This window comes from Rhodococcus sp. P4_E4 (assembly GCF_056401575.1).
Genome location: NZ_JBFUJB010000001.1, coordinates 290,726 through 316,233, shown reverse-complemented (window position 1 = coordinate 316,233; position 25,508 = coordinate 290,726). Strand labels below are relative to the sequence as shown.

Here is a 25,508-nt window from a genome sequence, read left to right as displayed (position 1 = left end):
AGAACGGGTCCTGGTTCGCTACCGGTGGTGGATGAGGACAAGGTTCCGCGGGTTGAGCACACAGCTCGCGGAACCGCCCCACCACACGCCCCGACGAGGGCACCGGCCGACAGGAGTTCAGGTGTCCGTAGTTGCGGAAGTCTCGGCGATTGATTTCGCGGAGACCGAATTCGATTGGGCGCAGCGATCGACGCGGATTCGTGAAGTCGACCCACTCGTTCCGGGGCCACCATCCTTGGCGATGTGTCTGAGCGAGCCGACGCGCGGACTGGTCGACATCGCTTCACTGCTTCTCGCGGCTCCTTGGTTGCTTCGATCGCCGCGTGGGGACGGGCATCCGGTCCTCGTTCTCCCCGGATTGCTGACTTCGGACGTGTCGACTCTCGCCTTGAGGACGTACCTGAGCTTTCTCGGATACCGGGTTCACGGTTGGAATCTGGGTCTGAACACCGGTCCGACGGCGACGGTGGTCGACGGATTGCCTGCCGCATTGGCCGAGGTAGCTGATCGATACGAGCAGAAGGTGTCGGTGATCGGCTGGAGTTTGGGCGGTATCTACGCGCGAAAGCTGGCGAGGGATCTGCCGGATTCCGTACGTCAGGTAGTGACACTCGGAAGTCCTTTCGCTCTCACCAGTCTGGAGCAGACGAGAGTCGGATCTCTCTACGCTCGTTTGTCCGGTAATCACGCGATACTGCCTCCGGTCGACGGCATCGAATCCGAACAGGGATCGCCTATTTCCGTTCCTGCCACGTCGGTCTACTCCAGGCACGACGGTATCGTTCCATGGCAAGCGTGCTGTGAAACCTCGGCAGGCCTGTCGGAAAGCATTGCGGTGCAAGGCAGTCATATGGGGTTGACCCACAACCCGTCGGCGTTGTGGACGGTTGCCGATCGTCTGGCGCAGGACGTGGACAACTGGCAACCTTTTGCGGCTCCGAAACGGCTTCGACGCATGTTTCCCTGCTGAGGTACGAGGCTGGGGTTCGAGGCTGGGGTGTGGGGGAGAACCCTGAGTCCGACGCGGGGACGGACTCGTACCTGAGGACACACCGCGTCGGAAAAGATGGGTCCATGGCCTGATGCGCACAGGTGGATCGGCAGCGGATAGTGGAGGTCGACGCGGATGAACCGCGAGTTCCGTTGAAAGGAAACAACACATGACCTCCCCGATGAAGACCCGCAAGCTCACCCGCGCCCGCTCGGGAGCAATGTTCGGTGGGGTGTGCGCCGGAATCGCTCGATACTTCGGTTGGAAGTCGTCGACTGTCCGCTTGCTGTTCGTGCTCTCGTGCCTGCTGCCCGGCCCGCAGTTTCTGATCTACATCGTGATGTGGATTTTCATTCCTCGTGAGCAGATCTGACCGAACCGCTCAACGGCGGCGGTCTTTCAGGCATTGCTTGGCCTCGTGCAATTCCTCCGAACTCAGCGGAGGAAGGGGGAGTGCGTCACGGTGCAAGCCCTCCGTGCGTAGACCGTCGAGCATCACCGAGAGGTATCGACGCCACACGGTCGGGTTGACGGGCTGAGCAAATTCGGTGACTGCGCCCACCATGAAGATGAGGCCGAACAGGTCCGTCGGTACGGCGTCGGGGCGCAGCATCCCGGCCTCCTGGGCCCGGTAGAAGATCCTCTCGACCGACGGTTCGATGATGGATCGTTGGCATGCGACTTGCTCGCATCCCTCGTCGGTTCCGTTCAGGACGTCTTTGAGCCCGCGGTTGACCGACATACGGCTGCAGGCGAATTCGGCAAAGGTGACCAGGCCGTCCCACGGATCCGGATTGGCGAGTGACGCGTCCGCGGCCGCCGCCATGTCGGCGAAGTTCTGTTGGAAGACTCCGTCGATCAATTCTTCCTTGCTGGCGAACCGCCGATAGACCGTTCCGACGCCGACACCCGCGCGCCGGGCGACGTCGTCGAGTGTGACGTCGATCCCTTCTTCGGCGAACAATTCACGTGCGGCGTCGATGATCAACTGCCGATTACGTGCAGCATCGGCGCGAAGGGGGCGCTCCATTGCGGTACTCATGTCCCCACTCTACCCGCCAAGTGGAGACAGCCTCTCCGTTTTCGTGTAGCGTTTTTGCTAACCGGAGAAGCCATCTCCGCATAGGTTGGGCGAGGGACTATGTCAGACATTGCTGAACGGACTGAATTCGAGCAGTCCTCAGCGCCTTCAGGGGACAACCACGCAAAGCGGTGGCTGGTTCTCGCGGTTCTGGGAATTGCGCAGCTGATGGTGGTCTTGGATGCCACCATCGTCAACATCGCGCTGCCTGCTGCGCAGCGCTCACTGGAGTTCGGTGATTCGGACCGCCAGTGGATCATCACGGCATACGCATTGGCGTTCGGCAGCTTGCTGCTACTCGGCGGTCGATTGAGCGACTTGTTCGGGCGCAGGCGAACTTTCATCGTCGGGCTTATCGGCTTCGCAGTGGCTTCCGCCATCGGTGGCGCAGCCGTCAACTTCGAAATGCTTGTTGCCGCTCGTGCCGGCCAGGGCGTATTCGGTGCGCTCCTTGCCCCGGCAGCCCTGTCGCTGCTGTCCGTGACATTCACGGATCCAGGTGAGCGTGCCAAGGCTTTCGGTATCTTCGGTGCCGTTGCCGGCGGCGGTGGCGCCATCGGACTGCTGCTCGGCGGCGCACTCACCGAGTGGGTCGACTGGCGCTGGTGCCTCTTCGTGAATCTCTTCTTCGCGGCGATCGCCCTGGTCGGAGCAGTCCTGTTGCTCGCGCCGCACACCAGTGACTCGCGACCCAAGCTCGACATCCCGGGAACGATCCTGGTGTCGATCAGCTTGTTCAGCATCGTCTTCGGATTCTCGAAGGCCGAATCGGACGGGTGGAGTGCAACTCCCACCATCTCGTGGCTCGTTGCCGGCGTCGTGTTCATGGCGGCGTTCATCTACTGGCAGACCAAGTCCGAGCACCCGCTCCTGCCGCTGCGGGTGGTCCTCGACCGAATCCGGGCTGGCTCGTACCTGGCGATCTTCCTTTCCGGCGCAGGCATGTTCGCAGTCTTCCTGTTCCTGACGTACTACATGCAGCTGATCCTCGGGTACAGCCCGATCATGACCGGCCTCGCATTCATGCCGATGGTGTTCGGAATCGTGACAGCGGCAACGCTTTCGACAGCGGTTTTGCTACCGCGCGTCGGTCCGCGAGTGCTGATCGTGAGCGGAATGGTCATCGCGGCGATCGGAATGACGCTGCTGGCCCAGATTTCCGTGGACAGCACCTATGCAGTCCACATTCTGCCGGGGCTCGTTGTCACCGGACTCGGCATGGGCAGCATTTTCGCCCCGTCGATGCAGGGAGCAACTTCAGGCGTGCATCACGAAGATGCCGGCGTCGCATCTGCCACGGTCAACACGATGCAGCAGGTTGGCGGCTCGATCGGAACTGCACTGCTCAGCACGATTGCAGCCTCGGCTTCCACCAACTACCTGGTGGGCCGCGAGATGAATCCGCTGACCCAGGCACAGGCTGCCGTCGAGAGCTACACCACGACGTTCTACTGGGCCGGTCTTGACCGGACTGGTTCTTCGGAGTGGACTGCTTCCGGATTCGCCGGAAGGTGAACCGGTAATCGCCCACTGACAGCAAATTTCGGGGTCGACGCCATTGCGGCGTCGACCCCGAAATCGAGTCAGCAGTTCTTATCGGGCGATGCCTGAAACCGATGAAGGACGTGATCGAGTTGTTCGGAGGAAAGCGCCGGGACGGGCAACTCGCGATGGCCGGTGCGGGACGCGCAGAGTCCGTCGATCATGAACCCGAGTGCGCGGCGGTAAGCCTGAGGGGCCTCGTCGCCGCCGAACTTCTGGGCCATCTTGACGACCTGCATGAGAAGCGGAATGTCGTTGACTTCGAAGTCGCTCCGCAGGGTGCCCTGTTCCTTGGCACGATTGACAAGTGCCGCGGTGTGCTGAGCGATCCCGGCGCGCGCGCGAGCGAAAGTGTCGGACGCGAAGCGCCCGTCCATCAGGAGATCGCCGAATCCGCGGTTGTCTGCCATGCGCAGGGAGATCACGTCGAGAAAGTAGACAAGACCTTCCCAGGCGTCTGGCATCTCCCGGGCGGTGGCGGCAATCGTTTCGATCTCGGAGCACCGTGTGTCGAACAGCGCCTGGATCAGCTCGTCCTTGCTGGCGAACCGGCGATAGACGGTGCCGACGCCGACGCCGGCGTGCTTCGCGACGTCCGCCAGCGTGGCGTCGAGTCCTTGGGCAGCAAACACCTCGCGAGCGGAGTTGAGGATGCGCTCGAGGTTGGCCTTGGCGTCGGACCGAAGGCGCGGCTGTGAGCAGTCGGCCGAGGTCCCCGAATGAGAAGCGTCGGGGTGTGTTGTCGGCATCCTCACAGTCTACGGCACTAAGCGGAATGATCGATTCCGTTAGTGCTATATTACTAAGCGGAACGTGTGGTTCCGATTGTCCGTATGAGAGAAGCCGATATGAGCACGTCTGACATCTGGGTCGGGAGCAATCCGATCTCGATGGTGGGTACGCGGAGTGCAGGTTTCGCGGTAACGAGGCTTCGTGCTCTTGCCGGCGACGGCGCCTTTGCTCAGCTCGTTCGTTTTGCCCTCGTCGGCGGAGCCAGCAACATCTTGTACTTTGCCGCTTTTCTGGCGCTGCGCGGTGACGGAGCGCTGGTCGCCAACGCCGTTGGTGCAGTCTTGAGCACCATTCTGGCCAACGAACTGCATCGCCGGCTCACCTTCCATGCCGCGGATCGCGTCAACTGGTTCACCGCGCAGTGGGAAGGCGGTGGACTCGCTCTGGTCGGGTTGATCGCCAGTTCGGCCGCCATCAGTGCGCTCGGCTTCCTTCTCCCCGGCGCCGACGGACTTCTTCAAGCCGGGCTTGTGATCGCAGTGAGTGGAATTGTCGGTGGCCTGCGATTCGTCGCTCTTCGCGGTTGGGTTTTCTGAGCGGTTCTCGAATTCGAGTCGGACTCGGCTCGTAGGGAACACTGTGACCTATGAGCCTTTCGATAGCCGACTCCGGCATCCGTCTGGCTGTGCTCTGCATCGTCATGGCTCTTGTCGCCACGCTCGTCTACCGATTCACCTCTCTCGGTAGCGTTCGGGTAGTCCCCGGCGCACTCGCTCGTGGCGCTCTTCAGTTGGCTGCGATTTCGTTGATCCTCGCCGCTGCCTTGGCTCACATCTGGTCAGCGCTCCTCGTGCTCGTCGGCATGTTCGCTGCGGCGTCGTTCACCGCGGCACGACGCTCCGGCGCAGGAACGTCCGGAGCGTGGCTGACCATCGCCTTGGCGTCGGGAATCGGTGTGGTTCTGCCACTGATGCTGCTGTCCGGAGTGGTTCCGCTGGAAGGCGTCGCTCTGGTGCCGATCGGCGGAATTGTTCTGGGCGGCGCGATGACTGCGACATCGATGGCAGCCAAGCGCGGACTCGATGCCGTCGATGATCGATACGGGGAAGTCGAAGCCGCACTGAGCCTTGGATTTTCCCAGCGCGATGCACGGTGGGAAGTAGCCCGCACCGCAGCCTCCGACGCCCTGCTACCGGGAGTCGACCAGACGCGCACCGTCGGCCTCGTGACATTGCCCGGCGCTTTTGTCGGCGTTTTGCTCGCGACGGGGTCGGCCGTTCAAGCCGGTGCCGTGCAAATTCTTGTGCTGGCAGGGCTGCTGTTGGCGCAAACCTGCTCGGTCGCCGTGGCGTTGGAACTCGTCGCCCGCGGTTTCGTCTTTCGAGGTAAGACTGTCAGGCCTGCGCGAGTTCGTTGATCTTGTCGCTGCGAAGGACGCGGTCGGGAAGATCGGGCGTGTCTGCCGCGAGGGTGATCATTGCCCTGCCGATGTTTTCACTGGTGGTCACGCTGCTGGGCCAGACCTTGCGCAAGAGTGGGTAGAGAGGCACGGAGATTTGATAGAAGGCCTTGTACCACCAGGTCTTCGACGGCGATCCCGGGCGCGGACGGATGAATCCCGGCCGGAGGATGTAGGTCGTGAGAGGGAGTGCGAGTAGCGCATTCTCGGTCGCGCCACGTACTCGCTTCCACATGGTCTTGCTGGTCTCGGTGGAGTCGGCGCTTTCGCCGGACACGTAGACGAACACCATCTGAGGGTTCACACCCGACAGTGTCGTGGCGGCGGCAAGCGTGATGTCACGCGTGATGCGGGTGTAGTCGGCTTCGTTCATGCCGGCAGAGGAGACACCGAGGCAGAAGAAGCAGGCATCCGCGCCGGTCAGATCGGCTTCGATCGCCGAGAAGTCGAGCATGTCGCGGTGAACGATGTCGACGATCTTCGGGGCGGTTGTACCGGACGGATTGCGGCCGACGGTCACGACTTCGTCGATTCGTGGATCGTCGAGGCATTCCCTCAGGACGCTGTTGCCGACCATTCCTGTTGCCCCGAAAACGACGACCTTCATGATTTCCCCCCCCGGCGTTGGTTCCACTTTCTGTGATGCGCACACTACGGAACGGGCTGCAGTTCATCCGACCGGAGTGGCCAACTGAACGCTTGACCTGCAATTATGAGTCCATTTTGACCCGACTCGTGACTAAAGTCCCTACAAACCGGCTGGACGGTTGGCTGAAAATAGTTTTATGAACGAAGGAGTTGATGAAATACACGTTCTGGGATCGGAGTCAGCCGGTCGAATGGTAGAGGCGTCGACGATCATCGTTCTCGGTGCGCTCTGTGCCGTGGTCGCAGGTTCTGGCGTGTTCTTTGTCGTCGGATCGATTGGTGGCTTCGCCAGACTGCTCTACCTGGTTGTTCGTGGTCCGCTCAACTCTTGCTCGGTACCGGCGTCGAATGTCGAGCTGGTGCCTTCGAGAACGTCATGTGGTCGTTGATGCTCCCGAACGTGGAGTGAAGACGGTCAAGGATGTAGTTCTGACGCATGTTCCACGGTGACTTCGATCCCTGCTTCGGGAACTGTTCCACGGCACGCATGACGTACCCCGACGCCAGATCCAGGATCGGCCGCTGGTCCATTTCTTCGGTCGCGTGCGGCACGCACTTCGAATAGTCGCGCTTGTCCATCTCCGTCAGCAGTCGGCACACGTACATCGACGTGAGATCTGCTCGCAGAGTCCACGAGGCGTTGGTGTAGCCGACGCACATCGCGAAGTTCGGTACGTCGCTGATCATCATGCCCTTGTAGGCGTAACGATCACCGAGGGTGACGAGTTCGCCGTCCACTTCGATGGACATCCCGCCGCACGCCTCCATCTTCAATCCTGTTGCAGTGACGATGATGTCAGCTTCGAGTTCGCGACCTGACGCGAGAAGGATCCCGGTCTCGGTGAAGGTGTCGATGTGATCGGTCTCGATCGAGGCCTTGCCGGATCGGAGGGCTTTGAACAAATCGCCGTCGGGTACGACGCACAAGCGCTGGTCCCAGGGATCGTAGGAGGGTGTGAAGTGAGGATCGAGGGGGATGTCTTTCGGGAGTTGACGACTGATCGCGAGGTTCAGCATCCTCTTTGCACGCGCCGGACTGCGTCGGCACAGTTGGTAGAAACTCAGGTTCACTACGACGCTCTTCCATCGAGCGATGCTGTGCGCGAGTTGATTCGGCAGTACCGCGCGAATGGTGTCCGATAATTTGTCGCTGGACGGAAGCGCCAGAATGTACGTCGGTGATCGCTGGAGCATCGTGACGTGGCTTGCGTCCCGTGACATCGTGGGGACCAAAGTGACTGCGGTGGCGCCGCTTCCGATCACAACGACCTTCTTGTCGGAGTAATCGAGTTCTTCGGGCCAGAACTGGGGGTGCACTACCTCACCGGCAAACGATTCACGTCCGGGGAAGTCGGGGGTGTATCCGCCGTCGTAGCTGTAGTACCCGCTGCAGAGATAGAGGAAGTTACAGGTCAATGTTTCGTCTTCGTCGCCGGTCGTGACCGTGACTGTCCAGGTCGAGGTCGCTGACGACCATGATGCGGCCGTCACCTTCCGGTTGTACCGAATCTTCTTGTCGATCCCGTTCTCTCGCGCGGTGTCGCGCACGTACCGCAGGATCGAATCACCGTCGGCGATTGCTTTGGCATCTGTCCACGGGCGAAACGGGTAGCCGAGCGTGAACATGTCGGAATCCGATCGGATGCCGGGATACTTGAAGAGGTCCCAGGTTCCGCCGCTGTTCGCTCGGGCCTCGAGGATTGCGTACGACTTTCCTGGGAGCTCGGTCTGGAGTCGATAAGCAGCACCGATGCCGGACAAGCCGGCGCCGACGATCAGGACATCGAGGTGTTCGGTGCTCATCAGTTCGGACTCCGTATCGACTATGTGGGGCCACCGGCAGAGTTAGTGCTCGATCACCACACTACTGAACGATGCTCAGTAAGGCGAGGAGGACCAGGTGATCGTTGGTGGTCGGATTGCCGCGCACAGTGGTTTACCTGCGGTGTCGGTGAGCCCGAGGTCTCCGTGGAGCACGCCGGAAGCGTCGGCCTGCTCGACGATGTGCTCGGGGATCGCGTCGAGCATCAGCTTTGCGCGCCGAAACATCTCGAACGTCTGGTCATCGGATACCGTCACCCAGGACAGGTAGATGAAGCGTCCGCGAGGTGGACCCTGGATGTGTGAACCGAGAATGTCCCAGGCACCGGACTTTCGCTCCAGACTCGCTGTCAGTTCCCATCGCACTGTCTCGGTATCTCCTGGTACGAGGTCGAGGATTTCGTGTGGCTTGCCTCGGCGCTGAACGCCGACGTGGATGTTGCTGCGCCCTTCGAAGGTTGCGGTTTCGGAACACTCACGTCCGGGCAGGCTGTGACCGGTGATGATGATCTGCATATCGACATCATGCTCTGCACAGGTCGGGAGGGGTTGGCGTGGTGAGTCGTTCGGGTAGAACCTTTGTTGCGGCCGTGGTGGCGAGCATTCTGTTGTCGAGTCTCGGCTGGGGGCCAGGTGCTGCCGCGGCGACGACGGACGAACCGGAAGTCGCGGGCGCGCTGGAGTCCTATGGCGAACTCTCGGCCGCAGTGTTTCCGGTCGGCGCCGGTGAGACGCAGCGGGTCGTGTATCGAACTCTGCGTACCGCTGACAGATGGGGGGAGTCGTCAGGGTCCGTGTTTCTGCCGGAAGGTGCCCCACCGGCGGGCGGTTGGCCCGTCATCTCCTATGCCCACGGAACTTTGGGCAGTGCGGATCAGTGTGCACCCTCGTCGACCGGATTCGGTCCGGGCGAGATCGAACCGATCGAACGCTGGTTGGAAGAGGGATACGCGGTAGTCGCTACCGACTACTCGGGACTTGGTACCGACGGGGTGCTGGCCTATCTCGACGGACATGCCGCCGGCGCGAATGCGGTCGACATCGTGCGGGCTGCGCACGAGTTGTACGGCAGTGTGCTGAGTCCGCGGTGGATGGTTGCGGGTTTGTCCGAAGGCGGTCATGCGGGGTACTTCGCGGGACACGAGGCCACCACTCGTGCACCGGAATTGGATTTCCGCGGCTCGGTCGTTGTTGCCGGCCCCACCCATATGGAAGGTTTGTTTTCGTTGGGCGGACCGCTGTTTCCCGACATCGGCATCACCGGGTTGGTGGGATACGCGCTGTACGTTCTGGCCGGGATCGACGATCAACGACCCGAAGAGAACATTCGGGAGGTTCTCTCGCCGCAGGGGATCGAATGGATGGAAAAGGCTCGGACACTGTGCGCCGGAGATCTCGGCCGCCACATTCGCGCCGAACGAATCCAGTTGAGCTCGTTGTTTTCTCGGTCGGTGTGGACGCCACGCTTCCACGATCTGTTTCGCGAGATGATGCAGGTGCCGGTCGACGGCTACGACCGGTCACTGCGTGTGGTGCAGAGCGTGTCGGACACAACGGTTCCTGTCGCCCTTACCTGGGCGCAACTGGTCGACATGCGTTCGCGAGGAACGCAGTTCGAGTATCAAGAACTCAGCGGAATCAGCCACGGCCAAACGACGGTCGCTTCGATGGACCAGACCATGGAGTTCATCGATCGATTGATGAGGTGATGTTCGGCGGTGTTGTTGTTGCGGTGTTGTTGTTGCGGTGTGGTTGTTCAGCGCATACGTCGCGGCCCGTAATCGTGGCCACCGTTGGCGAACCACACGATTGCCGCAATCGCGTACAGGATGCAGACCAGGAGTAGTAGCCCGCCTGCGATCCACAGCGAGATCTGACCGAGTCGTTTCACTCGATCGGACGCGTACCGCGACCCGGCCACATCGCCGTCGGCCCACAGCGGATACACGTTGAAGGCGTGCGTGAAAGCGGAGAAGGAGAGCGGCCAGAAGAACAGCAGCGAGACCACTGCCCAACCCGCATTGACGGGCGGTCGAATCGGGTGCTGAGGAACGGATTGCTGGACGGTGGGTTGATCCGGGTTGGTCATGGGGGCTCCTGACATGAGGTGGCCCTTTCGACGCTACTGCGATGGAGCTGAAGAATCACTGAGTGTGCACGATCAGCCGTAATGCCAGTCGCGATCCATCCGTCGGAAGTACGGAAAGAGTGTGGCCTCCTCGAAATCGAGGTGCGACTGCATATGATCCGCCAATTCGGAGATTGCGGCGTGTGCCCGATTGACCGTGGAGGATTCGGTGCTCAGCGCGAGTGACGCACGCTTGGCTTCCGACACGATCTCCCCGACAAGCTTGTGTTCTGCCTGCAGTCGTTCGACCGCAGGGGCCAACTCGGGAAAGTTCCTGGTCATTACCGGGAACATACGTTGATCTTCGATGGTGTGGTGCAGAGTCAGCGTGTTGCAGTAGAAGTCGCAGTTGACCCGTAGTTGCCAGACGAAATCCGCGATCGTCAGATTGTCGATCATTTCGGGTATCCGAGTCAGATCGGTGGTTTCGTCCGACAACAGTTGCAGGGCATTCTCGAGTACCTCGATATCGGCTCGCAGAGGTTCGTGAACCTGACGTAGCTGTTCGATCATCCTCAGACCGGCAACTGTTGCCGTGTTGTGTGAATGAGGGGCGTTCACGTCAGCGCAACTCGATCCCGCTCCGCGAGCATCCTCGCTACCGGCAGGACGTCCTTCGCTGCCATCTCGATACGCTCGAATACCTCGGGGTTGAGGATAGTCGTTCCGTCGAAATCACCGGAGCTGAGATAGATCCCGACCGGAGCGGTCAGCGCTTGGAAGAAAGCGAACAGTGGCCGCAGGGCATGGTCCAACACGAGAGCATGGCGGTCGCTGCCACCTGTCGCAGCAAGAATCACCGGAGTGTTGGCAAGCGCGTACTGGTCCACGAGATCGAAGAAATGCTTGAACATTCCCGTGTACGAGCCGCGGAACACCGGTGACGCCGCGATGACGATATCGGCGGACTCGACTGCTGCCAGCGCTTCGGCGGTCACTGAGTCGACGTGATCGCGATCCAGAGCAGATGCAAGACCTGGAATCAGATCCACGATCTCGAAAACTCGTGTGTCGATCTGCTCGAAGTCTCCCAAGGTTTCGACGATCAGGTCGACGAGGGCACGAGTCTTGGAGGGTTTTTGAAGGTTGCCGACAACGGCAACAATTTTGAGCGGTGTGCTCATCGAAACTCCTATTCTTGGGACGACTTCAGTGATTCGATTTCCTTACGCACAACGGGGGCTACTTCGGTGCCGAGGATCTCGATCGCACGCAGCATGTCCTTCTGTGGCACGTTGCCGAACCCCATCTGGATCATGATGCGGTCATGATGGAACAGTTCGTACTGCGCCATCGTCTTGTCGATGATTTCCTGCGGGCCGCCGAGGAAGAACGCACCCGCGGTGGTTGCCTGCGCCTCGTATGCCCTGCGCGGCATGGGAACTCCGTTTCCCCGCTGATGATGATTCTGCATCCACCCGGCCTGGAAGTACGGGTACGACGTGTCGAACGCTGTTTGCTTCGAGGTATCGACAAATCCTGGCGAAGCAATCGAGACAGCGAGCTTCTTCGGATCGTGTCCGAACTCCGCTGCAGCCCTGCGGTACAGATCGACGAACGGTTCGAACTGTTGGTAACTTCCACCGATGATGGCCAGTGAGAGGGGCAGGCCCAGTTTCGCGGCACGGACGACAGAGGCCGGAGTACCTCCGACTGCGATCCACACCGGAATCTGACGGTCCGGGCGGGGCGTCACGTCACCGTCGATCAGTGGTGCGCGAAGTTGTCCTTCCCAGTTGATCGGGTTCTCGTCGCGCAGTTTCAGTAGTAGATCGAGCTTTTCGGCGAAGAGTTCGTTGTACTGGGACAGGTCGTACCCGAAAAGCGGAAATGACTCCGTGTACGAACCTCGGCCGGCAATGATCTCGGCACGGCCTTCGGAAAGCAGGTCAACTGTCGCGAACTGTTGGAACACACGGACGGGATCGTCGGAACTGAGTACAGTTACGGCGCTGGACAGCTTGATGTTGTCGGTAGCCTGAGCCATTGCCGCGAGCACAACTGCCGGGGCTGAGACTGCGAAGTCGGTGCGATGGTGCTCGCCGACACCGAAGACATCGAGTCCAACCTGATCGGCAACGGTTGCCTGCTCCACCAAATGGCGAAGGTGGACACCGGGATTCATCATCGCGCCGGTAGTGGGATCTGGGGTGAGTTCACCGAAATGGTAGACGCCCAATTCGAAAGCCATGTTGTTTCTCGCTATCTGTTCGTGGGGGTGATGGAAAGTTGTTCTACGTGCGCATCGCATGCGCCGCCTTGATTCGTGTGATGTGCGGCAAGTCGGGAGAAGAAGCGTTCGAGTACCGGAAGCTCCTCGGTTTCAATGAGATCGGAGAAGTATTCGGCGATCCCTCGCGTGTGTATGGCGGACGCTTTTCGAAGCGTCTTCTTGCCCGCAGGCGTCATCGATACCGTCACGACGCGTCGATCGTTGTCCGGTCGAACGCGCTCTGCCAGTCCTGCCTCGACCAATCGATCGACGACGCGCGTCACGCCACTGGTGGTGACCAGGACCAGTTCGGCCAGATCGCCCATTCGGATCGTGTTTCCCGGCGCTTCGTGCAGTCGGAGCAGAACGTCGTACTGGCCAAGGGTGAGCCCGGTGGTGGTTCGAAGGTCCGCCTCCATCTTGCCGAGGAGGACGCTGTGGCTGACCACTAGGTCACGCCAGACGGAACCGCGTCGACGTTCATCGGTAGTCATCGGTGACAGCCTCCATTTATTTGCGCTCGCAAGTATTGCTTACTCAAATAATACGCCTGGATCGATCGAACTATTCCCCGCTCTCATTTGTGCTGGTAGCAAGGTATTGACTCGAACACGTGTTCGAGTATTGTTGGGGGGTGGGGATCGGGGGATTCAATGAGTGTCTTGTTGTCGGATGTGGTGTCTGGTTCTGCGGTGGGGTTGCGCGGACGCCTGTGGCGGTTGTCTGCTTCTGAGTTGCGTGCTGCTGCTATCGGGGCGAGTGCGGAGATTCTTCGTCTCGAGGCTGTTCGTGTGGCGGTGGTCGACGAACTCTCGATGCGTCCTGATGATCAGGTGATTGCGAGCCGCGGGGTGGGTTGCTGGTTGGCCTCGAACACGATGCTGCAGGTTCGGGACGGGAAGAAGATCGCCGCCCTGGGTGCGGCGCTGCGGCCGTTTCCGGCGGTGGCGGCCCGGTTCGATGTCGGGGACTGCTCGTTCGAGCATGCCGTGTTGATCGTGGCGTTCTGCGAATCACCGCCGAACGGCATGCCGGAGGAGGCGCTCCCTCGCTGTATCGATTTGTTGTTGGCTGCCGCGTCGGGCGTGGAGGCGACAACGACGAAGGTGCGAAACGTGATCGCGACCTTGGAGCGAGTGTTCGAATCGGATGACATTCCGCCCGCCGAGGATGTGGATCGTAACGAGTTGCGGATGGCGTCGACACTGAACGGCCGGGTGGTGGTGCGCGGTGATTTCGATGCTCTCACCGGGGAAATGTTGTTGTCGGCGTTGTCGAATCTGACGATGCCGACGCCGGCACCGGATGGAACCCCGGATTCTCGGTCGGCGGCGAAGCGGACTGCGGATGGGTTCACCGAACTGATCCGCCGGTATTTGGACTGCGCGAAGACCGGTACCGATGGTGGGCAGCGGCCGCACGTGAACGTGCACATCAACGCCCGTGATCTCGCTGAGCATCGGGACTGCGCCGCAACATCCGCTGCTCCTGGTGGTGGAGTGGCTGTGGCTGTGTCGGATCTCGATGTCGGGCACATGCCCTGGCTCGGGCCACTGTCGGTATCGCAGACCAGACTCCTCGGGTGTGACTGTTTCCTCTCGACCGTGCTGCTCGACGATCACGGCGCGCCGTTGGATGCGAAACCCGGGAAACGGTTGGTCACCGCCGAACAGCGAGTGGCGTTGATCGCCCGAGACAAAGGCTGCGCGTTCCCCGGCTGCACGTGCGTGCCCGCGTGGACCGACGCGCACCACATCCGGCACTGGGCCAACGGCGGCCCGACGGTGATGAACAACCTTGTCCTACTGTGCCGTTCGCATCACCGGTTGATGCACCGGAAAGCCGGGTTCGTCGGGAAATGGGTAATCCGCATCGGCGTCGACAACAAACCGTGGTTCATCCCACCACCCTCGATCGACCCGCAGCAGCACCCGCGGCCGGCGAACACCACCTTCAAAACCTGAGGACGAACCTCAGGCACAACAGAACACGGGCCAGCACCGCATCGAAGGGATCCTCCGATGCGGTGCCAACAGGCCGTGGGGGAGTCGAATCAGTGCTTCGAGCGCTTGTGGCGGTACATCTCGGCATCGGCCGTATCCCAAGTCTCGGAAAGGCTTTGGGCCATGGAAAAGTCGGCTCGACCGATCGAACAACAGACGTCGGCATTCCGGAACGCCTTCTCCAAACACTCGACCAGGTAGTCGACGGCGCGCGGCTGTGTATCGGGCAGAGCGATTCCGAACTCGTCTCCGCCCAACCGTGAAACCACCGCACCAGGGTGCGCGCATGCTGCCAAGATCTTGCCGGCCCGTTGAACATATTCGTCACCCGCGGCGTGACCGAGTTCGTCGTTGATGGTCTTCATGCCGTCCAGATCGACGATGATGATAGATCCCGGATCGGCGAATTGGCGGTACCGGGTTTGCTCGGCCTCGAGGATGCGGTTCCACCCGCGCCGATTGAGAAGACCTGTCAACGGGTCGGTCTCGGCATCGAGTTGCGCAGTTTCGGCCAGTCGCACTGACTGCGCGCGCTGATAGTCGACATCGAGAATCGTTCCGAGGAGTCGGCACAGGAGGGTGAGGAGGGCCAGGTTGTCCTCGAGTACGGAGTCGCCCGTAATCGGGTCGGCGCCACACAGAGTGCCGAAGAGACTGCCGTCGTTGTGAAGGATTGGGATGCTGACGTATGCGCCTATGCCTTCCCACCTGTCATCTCGGGAAAGTGCAGGTACGAGTGCGCGATTCGATGAGGCTGGCGGCGCATTTCCGAGGACTACCTCGCTGCACATGGTGTTTTGCCAAGTCCGGGTCTCGCCGACTTCGATGTGAAGTGGGTTGGGTGAGACGGTGAGAAAGATTTGATTCGACCCGTCGAACCGCGTGATCGACCACAGTGCCAGCGGAAGATATTCGTCGAGGTAGGACACGATCGAGCGACTGGCGTCGTCGAAATTCGTCAGTGGTGGCAGGAGTGGCAGCATCGGGATGGTGCGCGCCTGGCCGTGCGGCATTTGGTGACCTCCTGATCGACCCTAAGATTCTGTCGATGTTCAGGCTCTTGGTCCCGCGTGCGACAAATCTTCCACGAACAGTCTGCCTCGAGAATCCTGTCGATTGCTGAAAGTGTGCTGTGATTCTTCCGACCGCGGGGCCGTTGATTCTTTGGTGGCCCGCTAATCTTCCGGTATGGAGCTGGCGCGTGGAGCGAACACAGTCGTTGACGGAACTTCGCTGAAGGTGGCGGTGAACGGTAGCGCCCCGGGCACGGTGGACCTGATGGTGTTCCAGCTCGACGAACGGAACAAGGTGCGGAACGACGCAGATTTTGTCTTCTTCAATCAGCCGGTGTCGCCCGAAGGTGCGGTGCGCTTGGAGTCCGGCGGCGTCATCGAAATCGACATTGCGAGGTTGCCCGCCGACATCCACCAGCTGAGTGTTGCCGTGGCGCTTGATGCGGCGGCAAACGGAACCCTTTCTGCTGTCGGGGGCCTTGGTGTCGTGGTGGAGCAGGCTGGTTCCACCGCTATCGTGGCTCAGGCTTTGGGTTTGACGAGTGAGAGGGCAGCGGTCCTCGTCGAGATCTATCGCCGCGGCACGGACTGGAAGGTTCGGAACGTTTCGGCGGGTTGGGACAGCGGATTGGCAGATCTGGTCACTGCATTCGGAGTCTCGGTCGACGAGGAACCGCAGAGCCGACCCGACTCGGCTGAATCGGCAGATGGCATTCGGACCGTGCCCGACGAAGCCAAACTCTCGATGGTGAAGCGGGAAAAGCTGGACCTCCGAAAGCGCGAAGTGGCCAAGGTCCTGCTGACCAAGGGTGGCAACGGAATTCGGGCGCGAGTGGTCCTGGTGATCGACAAAACCGGAAGTATGGCCAAGCAGTACCGCACCAGAGTGGTGCATCGTGTTGTCGAACGCATGGTTCCCGTTGCGATCCAGCTCGATGACGACGGCAAGCTGGAGCCGTACTTGTATGCAGTCAGCTTCGTCAAGCTTCCCGAGATCTCTGTTCATGACGCGGAAGAGTGGTCGGATACCTACCTGCACTTGCGCGGCTCGCACGGCGGATTCAACTATGACAAGATCGGCGCCGCAAATCGTGAAGTGCCGATCATGACTGAGATTCTCTCCGGCCTGACACGTGGTTCGGCGCCGACGCTCGTCCTGTTCTTCACCGACGGAGGCTTCAGCGAGCGCAAGGAAATCACGAAATTGATGCGCGAAGCGTCTGGGCTCCCGGCCTTTTGGCAGTTCGTCGGAATCGGCAAGGCCAACTACGGAGTGCTGGAGAAGCTCGACGACCTCGACGGCAGGGTGGTCGACAATGCCGGATTCTTCGCGCTGGACGACATCGACACCGTCGACGACGCCCAGTTGTACACCCGTTTGCTGAGTGAATTCCCGGATTGGCACAAGGCAGCTGTAGCCGCGGGCATCACGACGCCGTGATTTAGCTGGTCGAAACCAACTGCGGTGCATTCTCTTTCAAGAATTCGTCGATGTGCGCCCAGGTGGAGTCTCTCGCGGTGGGGCCGGCAACGAGCCCGAGGTGACTTCCCGGCGCCTTCTCGAACCGGACCGACGGCGCTCCGGTGAGGACCGACGTGATCGCTTCCACCGAAGCGATGGGTGCAATCACGTCGGTGGTGCCGCCGATCGCGAGAACGGGAACGCTCAGAGCTGACAGTTTGATCTCGCGCCCGGCAAGCGTGACAGCGTCGTTGTAGAGATTGTTGCCGAGCATGAGTTGTTCGCAGATCTGCTGAAATGCCTTGCCCGGGTATCCAGGCATGGCTGCCATGAACTTGTCTATCGATTCCATACGAGCCAGGGTCTCGGTGTTGTGAAGATTGCGGACGATGAACCATGGCTTGAGGACTTCGCGCTGCAACGCCGTCACCTTGTAACTCGCCTGAACGAGTGGAGCAGGTAGTCCGCCGACCAGATTGGTCGCGGAGGTGAGCGGGGTATCGCCCGTGTATTTGCCGATCAGCCTCAACGGGCTGATAGCGGGAATCTTCGTGTAATCGATTGGCGTGCCGATTGCCGTGATCGATGCGATCGGAAGGTCGGAGTGAGCGGAGCCCGTGAGCAGAGACATGGTCCCGCCGAGGCTCCACCCGATCAGCGAAACAGGTGCGCCGTCATGTAGGTCCGAGATCGTACGGATCGCTTCCGGGATGATGTCGTCGACCCAGGCCTCGAAACCCATTCCGCGGTCGGAGTACCGCATGGTCCCGTAGTCGAGGAGGTAGGGCGTGTTTGCGCCATCCAGTAGGTGTGCGGCGAGGCTCTGGCCTGCACGAAGGTCGTAGCAGTCGGCTGAAACCGCGAGGGGAGGTACGAGGAGAACCGGATTGCCTCTGGGCGTCCACAATGCGCCGAAGCGATACAGATCGCGGTGTAGACCTTCGCTGATCAGTACCGACGGCGTGCGTTCGGCCTTCTCGACACCGTCGCCGAACGAGAGTCCCCATGCATTGCGCGCTGCGGTGTCCAGCGTCGGACGCCACGTCGCGATCAAACCACTGATATCGAGCACTGGTTCCCCTTGGAGTCGAATCGGCGGACGGCCGAGTCGGCCGCGCTCGGTGTATGTTACCTGCCTTCACATACATCGATCTCGGGGGGCAAAAACCCAGCTCGGCAACGGAGCCACCGTGCCGAGCTGGGCTGATCGGGATGATGCGGCAGTGATCAGGCGGGGACGATCAGGCAGGGACGATCAAGCCGGTCGAGGCTGTGGCCGCCGCGTATCGCTGTGCAACGTCTTCCCAGTTGATGACGTTCCAGTAAGCCTTCACATAGTCGGCCTTGACGTTCTTGTACTGCAGGTAGAAAGCGTGCTCCCACATGTCGAGCATGAGCAGCGGAACGATACCGATGCTGATGTTGCCCTGCTGGTCGGTGAGTTGCTCGATGACCAGGCGCTGCCCGACCGTGTCGTAGGCCAGTACCGCCCAGCCGGACCCCTGCAAAGTCGTTGCTACAGCAGAGAAGTGGTTGACGAATGCGTCGAAGGTACCGAAGTGCTCGTCGATCGCGGCTGCCAAATCGCCTTCTGGTCGCTCACCGCCGTTGGGGGAGAGGTTCTTCCAGAAGATCGAGTGATTGGTGTGGCCGCCGAGGTGGAAGGCGAGGTTCTTACTGAGCAGCGGCGCCTTCGCAGTGATCGTGCCGTCTTCGCGTGCAGCAGCCAACTGCTCGATTGCGCTGTTGGCGCCCGCCACGTACGTGGCGTGGTGCTTGCTGTGGTGCAGTTCCATGATCTCGCCGGAGATGTGCGGTTCGAGTGCGGCGTAGTCGTAGTCCAGCTCGGGGAGAACGTATTCAGTCATGTGACATGCCTTCCTTTGAGGAAATGTTGTGAGACGAGAGATTTCGATAGGTTCGATCGTGATAGACGAGCGGCGCTGACACGTGCTGCGGATCGATGACGTCGACGACGCGCGCGGTGACAATCACTGCGGAGCCACACGTCGTGGCATTCAAGGGAACCGCCCGCAAGGCGTGGCCCGTGCCGTGCAGGAATGGTTCACCCGTCGACAGAAACGACCAGCGCATGTCGTCTCCGAAGCGGACAGCGCCGCGGGTCGCGAACGTGGCCGCCAGTCGCTCGTTCGCCGAATTTGCCAGGTGAACAACAAAACTGCTTGCGGAAGCAATGACGCTCGCAGAACCACGCAACGACTGCAGTGAGAACGCCAGAACTGCCGGATCGGCGCTGATCGAGATCACCGAAGACGACGTGATGCCGGCCGGGCCGTCATTGCCCGTCGCGGTGATGATCGAGACGCCGGCGGGATGATTTCGGAATGCCTCGACGAATGCGCTTCGGATGGACGGCGCCGAATCAACAGCGACATCCGAAACAGGTTGGGTGCCAACCAATTTTGTCGTCACACTTAGCACCTCTTCTGACTCGGGTTTTGCTGTCGTTGCACTGTCTTGTGCAATACCGACGTTAAAACCTCGAGTGCAGTTGAGGTCAAGGTGCTGTGGCGGACCTCACCGTCCGAGCTTGGCTGCCAGACGTTCCATGTATCCGACCACCTCTTCGGGGCTCTTGTCCGGAGTGCCGAACATCGCCTCCGTGACACCGATATCTGCCCAGTGGGCGAGCTTCTCCGGATCGGGTTTGCCTGCCAGGACGGTTATTTCAGGCTCGCCGACTCTACCTGCTTCGGCCCAGATCTTTCGGAGCAGTTCCACGTTTCCGTCGATCTCCTGCTCGATCGGTGTGGTGATCCACCCGTCGGCAGACTTTGCGATCCACTTGAAAGTCTTCTCGTTGCCGCCGCCGCCCAACATGATGGGCGGACGGGGCTTCTGAACGGGCTTGGGCCAGGCCCAACTAGGCCCGTACTTCACGAATTGGCCGTCGTACGAAGCTTCTTCCTTCGACCACAGTTCACCCATGGCTTCGAGATACTCCCGGAGTGCGGTCCGGCGTTTGTTGGGCGGTACGCCGTGGTCGGCGAGTTCCTCTGCATTCCAGCCGAATCCGACGCCGAAAACCACGCGTCCGTCGGAAAGATGGTCCAGCGATGCGATGGTTTTCGCGAGAGTGATCGGATCGTGTTCGAGGGGGAGGGCCACCGAGGTGCCCAATCGGATGGTGCTCGTGACCGACGCGGCGGTGCCGAGGGCAACCCAGGGGTCGAGTGTGCGCATGTAACGGTCGTCGGGCAATTCTGCCGACTGGGTTCCGGGGTGATCGGAATCCCTCGATACGGGGATGTGAGTGTGCTCCGGAACGTAGAAGGCGTCGAATCCATTCGCCTCCGCAGCCTTTGCTGCATCGGCAGGGCGGATGCCGCGATCACTGGTGAACAGGCTGAGTCCGTAGCGCACTGGTTCTCCTTCGATGGTCCGTCGAAAAACTGTAACCTGTTGCATCTTCGTTCGGATAGGTTTCCAGCCCAGTAAATCGATTGCCGACGTGACCGGGGGCGTGGTGAACTCGGGCGGAGTTGTTGTGGGCCGAGAGGTGGATGCAGTAGAGATGGACGCAGTGGAGATGAATCGGTTGTCGTGGAATGCGGCGACCGTCGCTCACAACAGTCACAAAGGTGACCAAGCACAGTTCTTTCGCAACGGCGGGTCGACCTTGTTTCCGGAAGAAGTGGCGCTGCTCGGCGAGATCGACGGCTCCTCGATTCTTCATCTGCAGTGCAATTCCGGTCAGGATTCGCTGAGTTTGGCTGCTCTCGGTGCCGCGATGACCGGCGTCGACATCTCGGATTCTGCGATCGACTTCGCGCGAACGTTGTCTGCGGAATCCGGCATTGCCGCCGATTTCGAGCGAGCGGATGTATCTGCGTGGCTCCGAGATGCCGGCGCTACCGGGAGGAAGTTCGATCGAGTCTTCTCTTCGTACGGAACGGTGATCTGGTTACCCGATCTCGACGAGTGGGCCGAGGGGATTGCCGGTGTTCTGGCGCCGAACGGTCGATTCGTTCTGGTGGAGTTTCATCCGTTTGCCATGTGTTTCGACGAGAAGTGGTCGCTGACATACCCGTACGGAGGCGGGACTCCCGTGACCGAACCCGGTGGCGTCGGCGACTACGTGGCAGATTCAGCCGATCTCGTCTTGCCGGGCGCTCAGGGAGACGGAGTCGAGAACTTCGAAAATCCCTTCCCTTCATGTGAATTCAACTGGTCCATCGCCGAGGTGCTCGGCGCCCTGCGGCGTGCCGGATTGACGCTCGAGTCCTTCGACGAGTACCCGTACGCCAACGGTTGGCAAGGATTCGAGGAGATGGCAGAACTCGGTGGCAAGCGTTGGGGAGTCCCGGCCGGACGACCAGAGATACCGCTGATGTATTCGCTGTCTGTTCGCTTGGCCGACTGACGCCTATTTCCCCCGCATTTGCGGGTAATTGCAGACACAGGTAGTAATTACCCCCATGCCCACGACGCCACTGACACGACGCATCGCCGTCGACCTGTGCCGTCTTGGTGCCAACTGCTGTTGCTGTTGATTCCTTCCGACTCTCCTGAGTGAGAACGGCGCCGCTCTGTGCGCCTTCGCCCCTGCATGTGCGCTCGTTGCTGCATGTGTGCCGGAATTTTCCGTACGTCGAGGAAGAACAGCGATGTCGACTCCTGTCGAAGCAATAGAACCAACACCAGTCGCGGAACCGAACCGTGAACCGCGTCGGCCGTGGACTTCGAGTGTGACCACTGTCGGACTGCCGGTGCTCTCAGTGATCGCATTCTTGGCCTTGTGGCAGGTCGCCGCGGCGAGCGGCACCTGGAGTGAGACCTTCGTGCCCTTTCCGAGCACGGTCTGGCATGCCTTCGTCAACACGATGACCACGCACGACGGAGTGCGTGGCTACCAGGGGTATTTGCTCTGGGAGCACCTCTACATGACGCTGCGACGGGTGCTGGTCGGTGTGATCATCGGCGTCGGATTGGGCGTGATCCTAGGTTTGGCAATGGGATCGGTGACATGGCTGCGGAGCCTGCTCGAACCGTGGTTGACCTTCCTGCGGGCACTGCCGCCCTTGGCGTACTTCTTCCTGCTGGTGATCTGGCTGGGAATTGACGAGGCGCCGAAGATCACGCTTCTGGCGTTGGCTGCGCTACCGCCGGCAGCAGTGGCCACCACAGCTGCTGTTGTCGCGGCACCCGTCGGGCTGGTCGAAGCTGCCAGGGCGCTGGGAGCCTCACGGGCACAAGTGATCCGAGACGTGGTTGTCCCGTCGGCGCTGCCTGAAACTTTCACGGGCATTCGCTTGTCGGTGGGTATGGCGTACTCGTCAGTTGTCGCGGCCGAATTGTTCAACGGCATCCCCGGAATCGGCGGAATGGTCAAGGATGCAAGCAATTACAACAACACTCCGGTAGTGCTGGTGGGGATCTTCGCCATCGGATTCTCCGGTTTGATCATCGACGGACTGTTGCGGGCTGCTGAGCGCCGCGCCGTTCCCTGGAGGGGAAAAGTATGACCGACAATAAGAAATATGGCAGCATTTCCGAGCCCAGCGGCAATCTGAAGCGCAACAGCAATCCGAACCGCAACGAGGGAAGGGCTTCCCGGACGGCGTTCACGGTGCTGATCGGCGTTCTTGCCCTTGTTCTCGGTGCGTGCTCGGTGGATCATTCGGGCCAGGATTCGTCCAAGGAAACGATCCGTATCGCCTACCAGTCGTTCCCGAGCGGCGACTTGATAGTCAAGAACAATCGCTGGCTCGAAGACGCATTGCCCGAGTACAACGTGAAGTGGACGAAGTTCGATTCGGGAGCCGACATCAACACCGCCTTCATTGCCGGTGAAATCGATTTCGGCGCAATCGGTTCGAGTCCGGTTGCTCGTGGCCTCTCGGCACCGCTGAACATTCCGTACCAGGTCGCGTTTGTTCTCGACGTGGCCGGCGACAACGAAGCCTTGGTGGCGCGCAACGCAACCGGAATCAAGACCGTCGCAGATCTGCGTGGCAAGAAAGTGGCCACGGCATTCGCCTCGACCGCGCACTACAGTCTGCTGGCAGCACTGAACCAGGCCGGACTCAATGCTGACGACGTCCAGTTGGTGGATCTCCAGCCGCAAGCATCCCTCGCTGCCTGGCAGCGCGGTGACATCGATGCCGTCTACACCTGGTTGCCCACGCTCGACGAGCTCCGTAAGGACGGAACACAGTTGATCGCCAGTCGCGAGCTCGCGACGGCTGGAAAGCCGACACTCGATCTTGGTGTGGTGTCGACCGCGTTTGCCAAGGATCACCCCGAGATCGTCGATACCTGGCGCCAGGTTCAGGCCCGCGCGCTCACGACGATCGCCACGGACCCGGACGCGGCAGCGGAAGCTGTTGCCGCGCAATTGGGCGCCTCGAAGGACGACGCGGCAGCGCAGCTGAAGCAGGGAGTGTTCCTCACTCCCGAGCAGATCTCCTCGCCGGAATGGCTGGGCGCCGAAGGCGCTCCCGGGAATCTGGCAGTGAACCTGCAGAGTGCAGCGCAATTCCTGGCCGAGCAGAAGCAGATCGACAGTGTGCCTGATCTGGCGGTCTTTCAGAATGCTCTCTATGTGAAGGGGCTTCCCGATGTCCTTGACCAGTAGCGAGACCGCACAGCAGGCCGCGGGAGGATTCGCTGCCGACCGCCCGGGCGCGATCCGAATCGACACCGTCTCGCACAAGTACGGCCACGGTCGAGAGTCCGTCACGGCACTCGGGCCGGTATCGATCGACGTTGCACCTGGTGAGTTTCTGGTCCTCGTCGGAGCGTCGGGTTGCGGCAAGAGCACATTGCTGCGGCTGATTGCGGGTTTCGAAAATCCTTCCAGTGGAACAGTTCAGGTATCAGGATCCGACCCGATTCCCGGGTCGAGTGCCGGCGTGGTGTTTCAGCAACCACGACTGTTTCCGTGGAAATCGGTGGGCGGCAACATCGATCTGGCACTCAAATATGCCGGGGTGACGAAGAGCGAACGCGGGCGAAGGCGCGACGAGCTTCTCGACCGCGTCGGTCTGGGCGGCACAGCGGACCGGCGTATCTGGGAAATATCCGGCGGGCAGCAGCAGCGGGTGGCAATTGCCCGGGCCCTGGCGGCCGAAACGTCGTTGCTGTTGCTGGACGAGCCCTTTGCCGCATTGGACGCCCTCACTCGCGAGCGTCTGCAGGAGGACCTCCGCAGTGTCAGTGCCGAATCGGGGCGAACAAGTGTCTTCGTCACTCACAGTGCCGACGAGGCGGCCTTTCTCGGCTCCCGCGTCGTAGTTCTGACAAGCCGGCCCGGCAAGGTCGCACTGGACCTGAAAATCGATCTGCCACGAACCGGCGTCGATCCCGACGATCTCCGAGGCTCACCCGAATACGCGGCATTCCGAGCCGAAGTCGGCCATGCGGTCAAGGTTGCTGCTGCAGCGTAGGTACCCTGCGCGTCGACTACCAGGTGGCCGCGTCGATAATAGGAAGGAGAACGTGCAGGACACGACGAACAAGGAGTGGTCATGGCAACTGAGGTGGAGTCCGGTGACCTCGTGCAGGCAGCCGGCCATGCGGGTCCGTGGACGGTAGTCGAAGTTCGCCAGGGCATGGCGTTGCTCGAACACAGTGACGGGCACAGGTTGTCGCGTCGAACGACGACGTTGACCGTCGTCCGCAAGGGCTCGGGCAAGAAGACGACGGCGGTCGACGACGGGAAAGACGAAAACGGGTCGCCTACCCTGTTCGACTGATCTTCTGTCAGCCCGAGAAGACGTCAGCTGGAGAAGACGTCGTCGACGCGTTTGTCGAAGTACTCGGCGATTCGGAACGCCAGTGACAGACGCGGGTCGAAGTGTCCCTTCTCGATCGAGATGACGGTTTGGCGCGTGATTCCGAGTGCGTCGGCGCACGCTTGCTGTGACAATCCGGCCGCCGTCCTGAGTTCTTGAAGATTGTTGCGCATCAGATCTCGATCGTGGGGGCGCGGTCCCTCGACACCGCCCAGTACCGAATTCCGAAGTCGACCAGGCCGAGGGCAGTGAAGATCAGGAGCGGCAGTTCGGGAGCGCCGAAGACATTGTGCGCGATCAGCGCGATTCCCATGGCAGTGATCAAGTCTGTGAACGCGCCGAATCCGGCCTTGCGGCTCCATTCTGTTTCGACGGTGTCCTCGGGATAGGCGGGAGCCTTGTTCTTTTCCGATGGGAAAAGGGCCCATACGGATCCGATGCAAGCCGGCGCCATGACGATTGCGAAGACGACGAAGGTCAACGTCTTCTGGTCGCCGGCGGTCAGTGCTGCGAAAAAGCCGAGGGTCAGCGTTACTGCGACGCCGATGCCGATAACCAGGCTCCACCGTGCCGTGGTGCTCATGAAGCCTCCCGGATGTAAGAGTTCTTTGACAGGGTTGAGCGTAGATTCACGCACGCCGTATGTCAAAGAACTCTTA

Annotated in this window: 29 protein-coding genes and 1 pseudogene; 13 read left to right on the top strand and 17 right to left on the bottom strand. The window is 60.8% G+C overall.

All coding sequences use genetic code 11. The features are described 5' to 3' along the window. Positions 1 to 121 precede the first annotated feature (121 nt). Both AC1DVN_RS01545 and AC1DVN_RS01540 read left to right on the top strand, forming a co-directional pair. A complete protein-coding gene (locus tag AC1DVN_RS01545; protein ID WP_019745156.1) occupies positions 122 to 970 on the top strand; it encodes an alpha/beta fold hydrolase in 849 nt (282 codons plus the stop codon). Positions 971 to 1,160: 190 nt separating this feature from the next. Then, on the top strand, positions 1,161 to 1,364 hold the full coding sequence (locus tag AC1DVN_RS01540) for a PspC domain-containing protein (protein WP_019745155.1): 204 nt from the start codon (positions 1,161 to 1,163) through the stop codon (positions 1,362 to 1,364). A 9-nt stretch (positions 1,365 to 1,373) separates the two neighbouring features. Here AC1DVN_RS01540 and AC1DVN_RS01535 read toward each other — a convergent pair whose 3' ends face one another. Beyond that, positions 1,374 to 2,033, bottom strand: a complete 660-nt coding sequence (locus AC1DVN_RS01535) for a TetR/AcrR family transcriptional regulator (protein ID WP_019745154.1) — start codon at positions 2,031 to 2,033, stop codon at positions 1,374 to 1,376. A gap of 99 nt (positions 2,034 to 2,132) precedes the next feature. On the opposite strand from AC1DVN_RS01535, the pseudogene AC1DVN_RS01530 reads away from it, so the two are divergent. Further along, a pseudogene (locus AC1DVN_RS01530) lies at positions 2,133 to 3,606 on the top strand (MFS transporter). Between the two features lie 49 nt (positions 3,607 to 3,655). On the opposite strand, the gene AC1DVN_RS01525 reads toward AC1DVN_RS01530, so the two are convergent. After that, positions 3,656 to 4,363: a TetR/AcrR family transcriptional regulator gene (locus AC1DVN_RS01525; protein WP_477993210.1), complete on the bottom strand. Its 708-nt coding sequence runs from the start codon at positions 4,361 to 4,363 to the stop codon at positions 3,656 to 3,658. A gap of 141 nt (positions 4,364 to 4,504) precedes the next feature. Here AC1DVN_RS01525 and AC1DVN_RS01520 point away from each other — a divergent pair, with 141 nt between their 5' ends. After that, positions 4,505 to 4,942, top strand: coding sequence for a GtrA family protein (locus AC1DVN_RS01520; RefSeq protein WP_044480100.1), 438 nt, complete (start codon positions 4,505 to 4,507; stop codon positions 4,940 to 4,942). A gap of 50 nt (positions 4,943 to 4,992) precedes the next feature. Continuing rightward, complete coding sequence (locus AC1DVN_RS01515) at positions 4,993 to 5,763, top strand: ABC transporter permease (RefSeq protein ID WP_019745151.1); 771 nt, start codon at positions 4,993 to 4,995, stop codon at positions 5,761 to 5,763. Here AC1DVN_RS01515 and AC1DVN_RS01510 read toward each other — a convergent pair. The 3 genes from AC1DVN_RS01510 to AC1DVN_RS01500 form a co-directional block, all read right to left on the bottom strand. Then, positions 5,741 to 6,412: an NAD(P)H-binding protein gene (locus AC1DVN_RS01510; RefSeq protein ID WP_029536977.1), complete on the bottom strand. Its 672-nt coding sequence runs from the start codon at positions 6,410 to 6,412 to the stop codon at positions 5,741 to 5,743. The two genes, AC1DVN_RS01515 and AC1DVN_RS01510, sit on opposite strands and share 23 nt — an antisense overlap. A 362-nt stretch (positions 6,413 to 6,774) precedes the next feature. Then, the gene (locus AC1DVN_RS01505; RefSeq protein WP_019745149.1) at positions 6,775 to 8,256 is read right to left on the bottom strand and encodes a flavin-containing monooxygenase; all 1,482 of its coding nucleotides are present in this window, start codon (positions 8,254 to 8,256) and stop codon (positions 6,775 to 6,777) included. A 75-nt stretch (positions 8,257 to 8,331) separates the two neighbouring features. Beyond that, entirely contained in the window at positions 8,332 to 8,790 is a 459-nt protein-coding gene (locus AC1DVN_RS01500; protein WP_141488431.1) for a DUF5990 family protein, read from the bottom strand. 38 nt (positions 8,791 to 8,828) lie between these two features. Here AC1DVN_RS01500 and AC1DVN_RS01495 point away from each other — a divergent pair, with 38 nt between their 5' ends. Further along, on the top strand, positions 8,829 to 9,983 hold the full coding sequence (locus tag AC1DVN_RS01495; protein ID WP_019745147.1) for a lipase family protein: 1,155 nt from the start codon (positions 8,829 to 8,831) through the stop codon (positions 9,981 to 9,983). Positions 9,984 to 10,030: 47 nt separating this feature from the next. Here the strand turns inward: AC1DVN_RS01495 and AC1DVN_RS01490 are convergent, their stop codons facing one another. From AC1DVN_RS01490 to AC1DVN_RS01470, 5 genes are all read right to left on the bottom strand, one after another. Then, a complete protein-coding gene (locus AC1DVN_RS01490; protein ID WP_003940071.1) occupies positions 10,031 to 10,363 on the bottom strand; it encodes a CD225/dispanin family protein in 333 nt (110 codons plus the stop codon). A 72-nt stretch (positions 10,364 to 10,435) separates the two neighbouring features. After that, positions 10,436 to 10,963 carry a hemerythrin domain-containing protein gene (locus tag AC1DVN_RS01485; RefSeq protein WP_019745145.1) on the bottom strand — a complete coding sequence of 176 codons (528 nt, stop codon included), beginning with the start codon at positions 10,961 to 10,963 and terminating at the stop codon, positions 10,436 to 10,438. Beyond that, positions 10,960 to 11,526, bottom strand: coding sequence for an FMN reductase (msuE, locus tag AC1DVN_RS01480; protein ID WP_019745144.1), 567 nt, complete (start codon positions 11,524 to 11,526; stop codon positions 10,960 to 10,962). Before msuE ends, AC1DVN_RS01485 begins: the two co-directional genes overlap by 4 nt. 8 nt (positions 11,527 to 11,534) lie before the next feature. Next, complete coding sequence (locus tag AC1DVN_RS01475; RefSeq protein WP_019745143.1) at positions 11,535 to 12,593, bottom strand: LLM class flavin-dependent oxidoreductase; 1,059 nt, start codon at positions 12,591 to 12,593, stop codon at positions 11,535 to 11,537. An 11-nt stretch (positions 12,594 to 12,604) separates the two neighbouring features. Then, positions 12,605 to 13,108: a MarR family winged helix-turn-helix transcriptional regulator gene (locus AC1DVN_RS01470; protein ID WP_029536975.1), complete on the bottom strand. Its 504-nt coding sequence runs from the start codon at positions 13,106 to 13,108 to the stop codon at positions 12,605 to 12,607. 159 nt (positions 13,109 to 13,267) lie between these two features. Between AC1DVN_RS01470 and AC1DVN_RS01465 the strand changes: the two genes are divergently transcribed. Continuing rightward, positions 13,268 to 14,578 (top strand): HNH endonuclease signature motif containing protein, encoded by a 1,311-nt coding sequence (locus tag AC1DVN_RS01465; protein WP_019745141.1) that lies wholly within the window; start codon positions 13,268 to 13,270, stop codon positions 14,576 to 14,578. A gap of 89 nt (positions 14,579 to 14,667) precedes the next feature. Here the strand turns inward: AC1DVN_RS01465 and AC1DVN_RS01460 are convergent, their stop codons facing one another. Continuing rightward, positions 14,668 to 15,630, bottom strand: coding sequence for a GGDEF domain-containing protein (locus tag AC1DVN_RS01460; RefSeq protein ID WP_019745140.1), 963 nt, complete (start codon positions 15,628 to 15,630; stop codon positions 14,668 to 14,670). A gap of 175 nt (positions 15,631 to 15,805) precedes the next feature. On the opposite strand from AC1DVN_RS01460, the gene AC1DVN_RS01455 reads away from it, so the two are divergent. Next, complete coding sequence (locus AC1DVN_RS01455) at positions 15,806 to 17,071, top strand: vWA domain-containing protein (protein ID WP_019745139.1); 1,266 nt, start codon at positions 15,806 to 15,808, stop codon at positions 17,069 to 17,071. Position 17,072: 1 nt separating this feature from the next. Here the strand turns inward: AC1DVN_RS01455 and AC1DVN_RS01450 are convergent, their stop codons facing one another. The 4 genes from AC1DVN_RS01450 to AC1DVN_RS01435 all read right to left on the bottom strand — a co-directional run bounded on the left by AC1DVN_RS01450 (position 17,073) and on the right by AC1DVN_RS01435 (position 20,476). Further along, positions 17,073 to 18,164, bottom strand: coding sequence for an alpha/beta fold hydrolase (locus tag AC1DVN_RS01450; RefSeq protein WP_029256148.1), 1,092 nt, complete (start codon positions 18,162 to 18,164; stop codon positions 17,073 to 17,075). Positions 18,165 to 18,333: 169 nt separating this feature from the next. Continuing rightward, a complete protein-coding gene (locus AC1DVN_RS01445; protein ID WP_019745137.1) occupies positions 18,334 to 18,960 on the bottom strand; it encodes a superoxide dismutase in 627 nt (208 codons plus the stop codon). Beyond that, complete coding sequence (locus AC1DVN_RS01440) at positions 18,953 to 19,525, bottom strand: flavin reductase (protein ID WP_019745136.1); 573 nt, start codon at positions 19,523 to 19,525, stop codon at positions 18,953 to 18,955. Before AC1DVN_RS01440 ends, AC1DVN_RS01445 begins: the two co-directional genes overlap by 8 nt. A gap of 105 nt (positions 19,526 to 19,630) precedes the next feature. Then, positions 19,631 to 20,476: an LLM class F420-dependent oxidoreductase gene (locus AC1DVN_RS01435; RefSeq protein WP_019745135.1), complete on the bottom strand. Its 846-nt coding sequence runs from the start codon at positions 20,474 to 20,476 to the stop codon at positions 19,631 to 19,633. Positions 20,477 to 20,564: 88 nt separating this feature from the next. On the opposite strand from AC1DVN_RS01435, the gene AC1DVN_RS01430 reads away from it, so the two are divergent. From AC1DVN_RS01430 to AC1DVN_RS01410, 5 genes are all read left to right on the top strand, one after another. Then, positions 20,565 to 21,476 (top strand): class I SAM-dependent methyltransferase, encoded by a 912-nt coding sequence (locus AC1DVN_RS01430; protein ID WP_037133505.1) that lies wholly within the window; start codon positions 20,565 to 20,567, stop codon positions 21,474 to 21,476. 244 nt (positions 21,477 to 21,720) lie between these two features. Continuing rightward, entirely contained in the window at positions 21,721 to 22,578 is an 858-nt protein-coding gene (locus AC1DVN_RS01425) for an ABC transporter permease (RefSeq protein ID WP_021332086.1), read from the top strand. Next, entirely contained in the window at positions 22,575 to 23,690 is a 1,116-nt protein-coding gene (locus AC1DVN_RS01420) for a taurine ABC transporter substrate-binding protein (protein WP_019745132.1), read from the top strand. The genes AC1DVN_RS01425 and AC1DVN_RS01420 overlap by 4 nt, the downstream gene beginning before the upstream one ends. Beyond that, positions 23,674 to 24,501 carry an ABC transporter ATP-binding protein gene (locus AC1DVN_RS01415; protein ID WP_019745131.1) on the top strand — a complete coding sequence of 276 codons (828 nt, stop codon included), beginning with the start codon at positions 23,674 to 23,676 and terminating at the stop codon, positions 24,499 to 24,501. The genes AC1DVN_RS01420 and AC1DVN_RS01415 overlap by 17 nt, the downstream gene beginning before the upstream one ends. A gap of 81 nt (positions 24,502 to 24,582) precedes the next feature. Continuing rightward, on the top strand, positions 24,583 to 24,810 hold the full coding sequence (locus AC1DVN_RS01410; RefSeq protein WP_021345436.1) for a hypothetical protein: 228 nt from the start codon (positions 24,583 to 24,585) through the stop codon (positions 24,808 to 24,810). A gap of 23 nt (positions 24,811 to 24,833) precedes the next feature. Here the strand turns inward: AC1DVN_RS01410 and AC1DVN_RS01405 are convergent, their stop codons facing one another. Continuing rightward, positions 24,834 to 25,022, bottom strand: coding sequence for a helix-turn-helix transcriptional regulator (locus AC1DVN_RS01405; protein ID WP_019745129.1), 189 nt, complete (start codon positions 25,020 to 25,022; stop codon positions 24,834 to 24,836). Further along, a complete protein-coding gene (locus tag AC1DVN_RS01400) occupies positions 25,022 to 25,432 on the bottom strand; it encodes a hypothetical protein (protein ID WP_020970646.1) in 411 nt (136 codons plus the stop codon). Before AC1DVN_RS01400 ends, AC1DVN_RS01405 begins: the two co-directional genes overlap by 1 nt. Between the last annotated feature and the right edge of the window lie 76 nt (positions 25,433 to 25,508).

What these genes read in the sequence shown, in the direction of transcription:
- AC1DVN_RS01475 (WP_019745143.1), bottom strand. Translation starts at nt 12,593, where the DNA reads ATGGCTTTCGAATTGGGCGTCTACCATTTCGGTGAACTCACCCCAGAT.
- AC1DVN_RS01410 (WP_021345436.1), top strand. Translation starts at nt 24,583, where the DNA reads ATGGCAACTGAGGTGGAGTCCGGTGACCTCGTGCAGGCAGCCGGCCAT.
- AC1DVN_RS01400 (WP_020970646.1), bottom strand. Translation starts at nt 25,432, where the DNA reads ATGAGCACCACGGCACGGTGGAGCCTGGTTATCGGCATCGGCGTCGCA.
- AC1DVN_RS01505 (WP_019745149.1), bottom strand. Translation starts at nt 8,256, where the DNA reads ATGAGCACCGAACACCTCGATGTCCTGATCGTCGGCGCCGGCTTGTCC.
- AC1DVN_RS01405 (WP_019745129.1), bottom strand. Translation starts at nt 25,022, where the DNA reads ATGCGCAACAATCTTCAAGAACTCAGGACGGCGGCCGGATTGTCACAG.
- AC1DVN_RS01490 (WP_003940071.1), bottom strand. Translation starts at nt 10,363, where the DNA reads ATGACCAACCCGGATCAACCCACCGTCCAGCAATCCGTTCCTCAGCAC.
- AC1DVN_RS01520 (WP_044480100.1), top strand. Translation starts at nt 4,505, where the DNA reads ATGGTGGGTACGCGGAGTGCAGGTTTCGCGGTAACGAGGCTTCGTGCT.
- AC1DVN_RS01525 (WP_477993210.1), bottom strand. Translation starts at nt 4,363, where the DNA reads ATGCCGACAACACACCCCGACGCTTCTCATTCGGGGACCTCGGCCGAC.
- AC1DVN_RS01415 (WP_019745131.1), top strand. Translation starts at nt 23,674, where the DNA reads ATGTCCTTGACCAGTAGCGAGACCGCACAGCAGGCCGCGGGAGGATTC.
- AC1DVN_RS01445 (WP_019745137.1), bottom strand. Translation starts at nt 18,960, where the DNA reads ATGACTGAATACGTTCTCCCCGAGCTGGACTACGACTACGCCGCACTC.
- AC1DVN_RS01455 (WP_019745139.1), top strand. Translation starts at nt 15,806, where the DNA reads ATGGAGCTGGCGCGTGGAGCGAACACAGTCGTTGACGGAACTTCGCTG.
- AC1DVN_RS01425 (WP_021332086.1), top strand. Translation starts at nt 21,721, where the DNA reads ATGTCGACTCCTGTCGAAGCAATAGAACCAACACCAGTCGCGGAACCG.
- AC1DVN_RS01515 (WP_019745151.1), top strand. Translation starts at nt 4,993, where the DNA reads ATGAGCCTTTCGATAGCCGACTCCGGCATCCGTCTGGCTGTGCTCTGC.
- AC1DVN_RS01460 (WP_019745140.1), bottom strand. Translation starts at nt 15,630, where the DNA reads ATGCCGCACGGCCAGGCGCGCACCATCCCGATGCTGCCACTCCTGCCA.
- AC1DVN_RS01540 (WP_019745155.1), top strand. Translation starts at nt 1,161, where the DNA reads ATGACCTCCCCGATGAAGACCCGCAAGCTCACCCGCGCCCGCTCGGGA.
- AC1DVN_RS01420 (WP_019745132.1), top strand. Translation starts at nt 22,575, where the DNA reads ATGACCGACAATAAGAAATATGGCAGCATTTCCGAGCCCAGCGGCAAT.
- msuE (WP_019745144.1), bottom strand. Translation starts at nt 11,526, where the DNA reads ATGAGCACACCGCTCAAAATTGTTGCCGTTGTCGGCAACCTTCAAAAA.
- AC1DVN_RS01535 (WP_019745154.1), bottom strand. Translation starts at nt 2,033, where the DNA reads ATGAGTACCGCAATGGAGCGCCCCCTTCGCGCCGATGCTGCACGTAAT.
- AC1DVN_RS01470 (WP_029536975.1), bottom strand. Translation starts at nt 13,108, where the DNA reads ATGACTACCGATGAACGTCGACGCGGTTCCGTCTGGCGTGACCTAGTG.
- AC1DVN_RS01465 (WP_019745141.1), top strand. Translation starts at nt 13,268, where the DNA reads ATGAGTGTCTTGTTGTCGGATGTGGTGTCTGGTTCTGCGGTGGGGTTG.
- AC1DVN_RS01510 (WP_029536977.1), bottom strand. Translation starts at nt 6,412, where the DNA reads ATGAAGGTCGTCGTTTTCGGGGCAACAGGAATGGTCGGCAACAGCGTC.
- AC1DVN_RS01500 (WP_141488431.1), bottom strand. Translation starts at nt 8,790, where the DNA reads ATGCAGATCATCATCACCGGTCACAGCCTGCCCGGACGTGAGTGTTCC.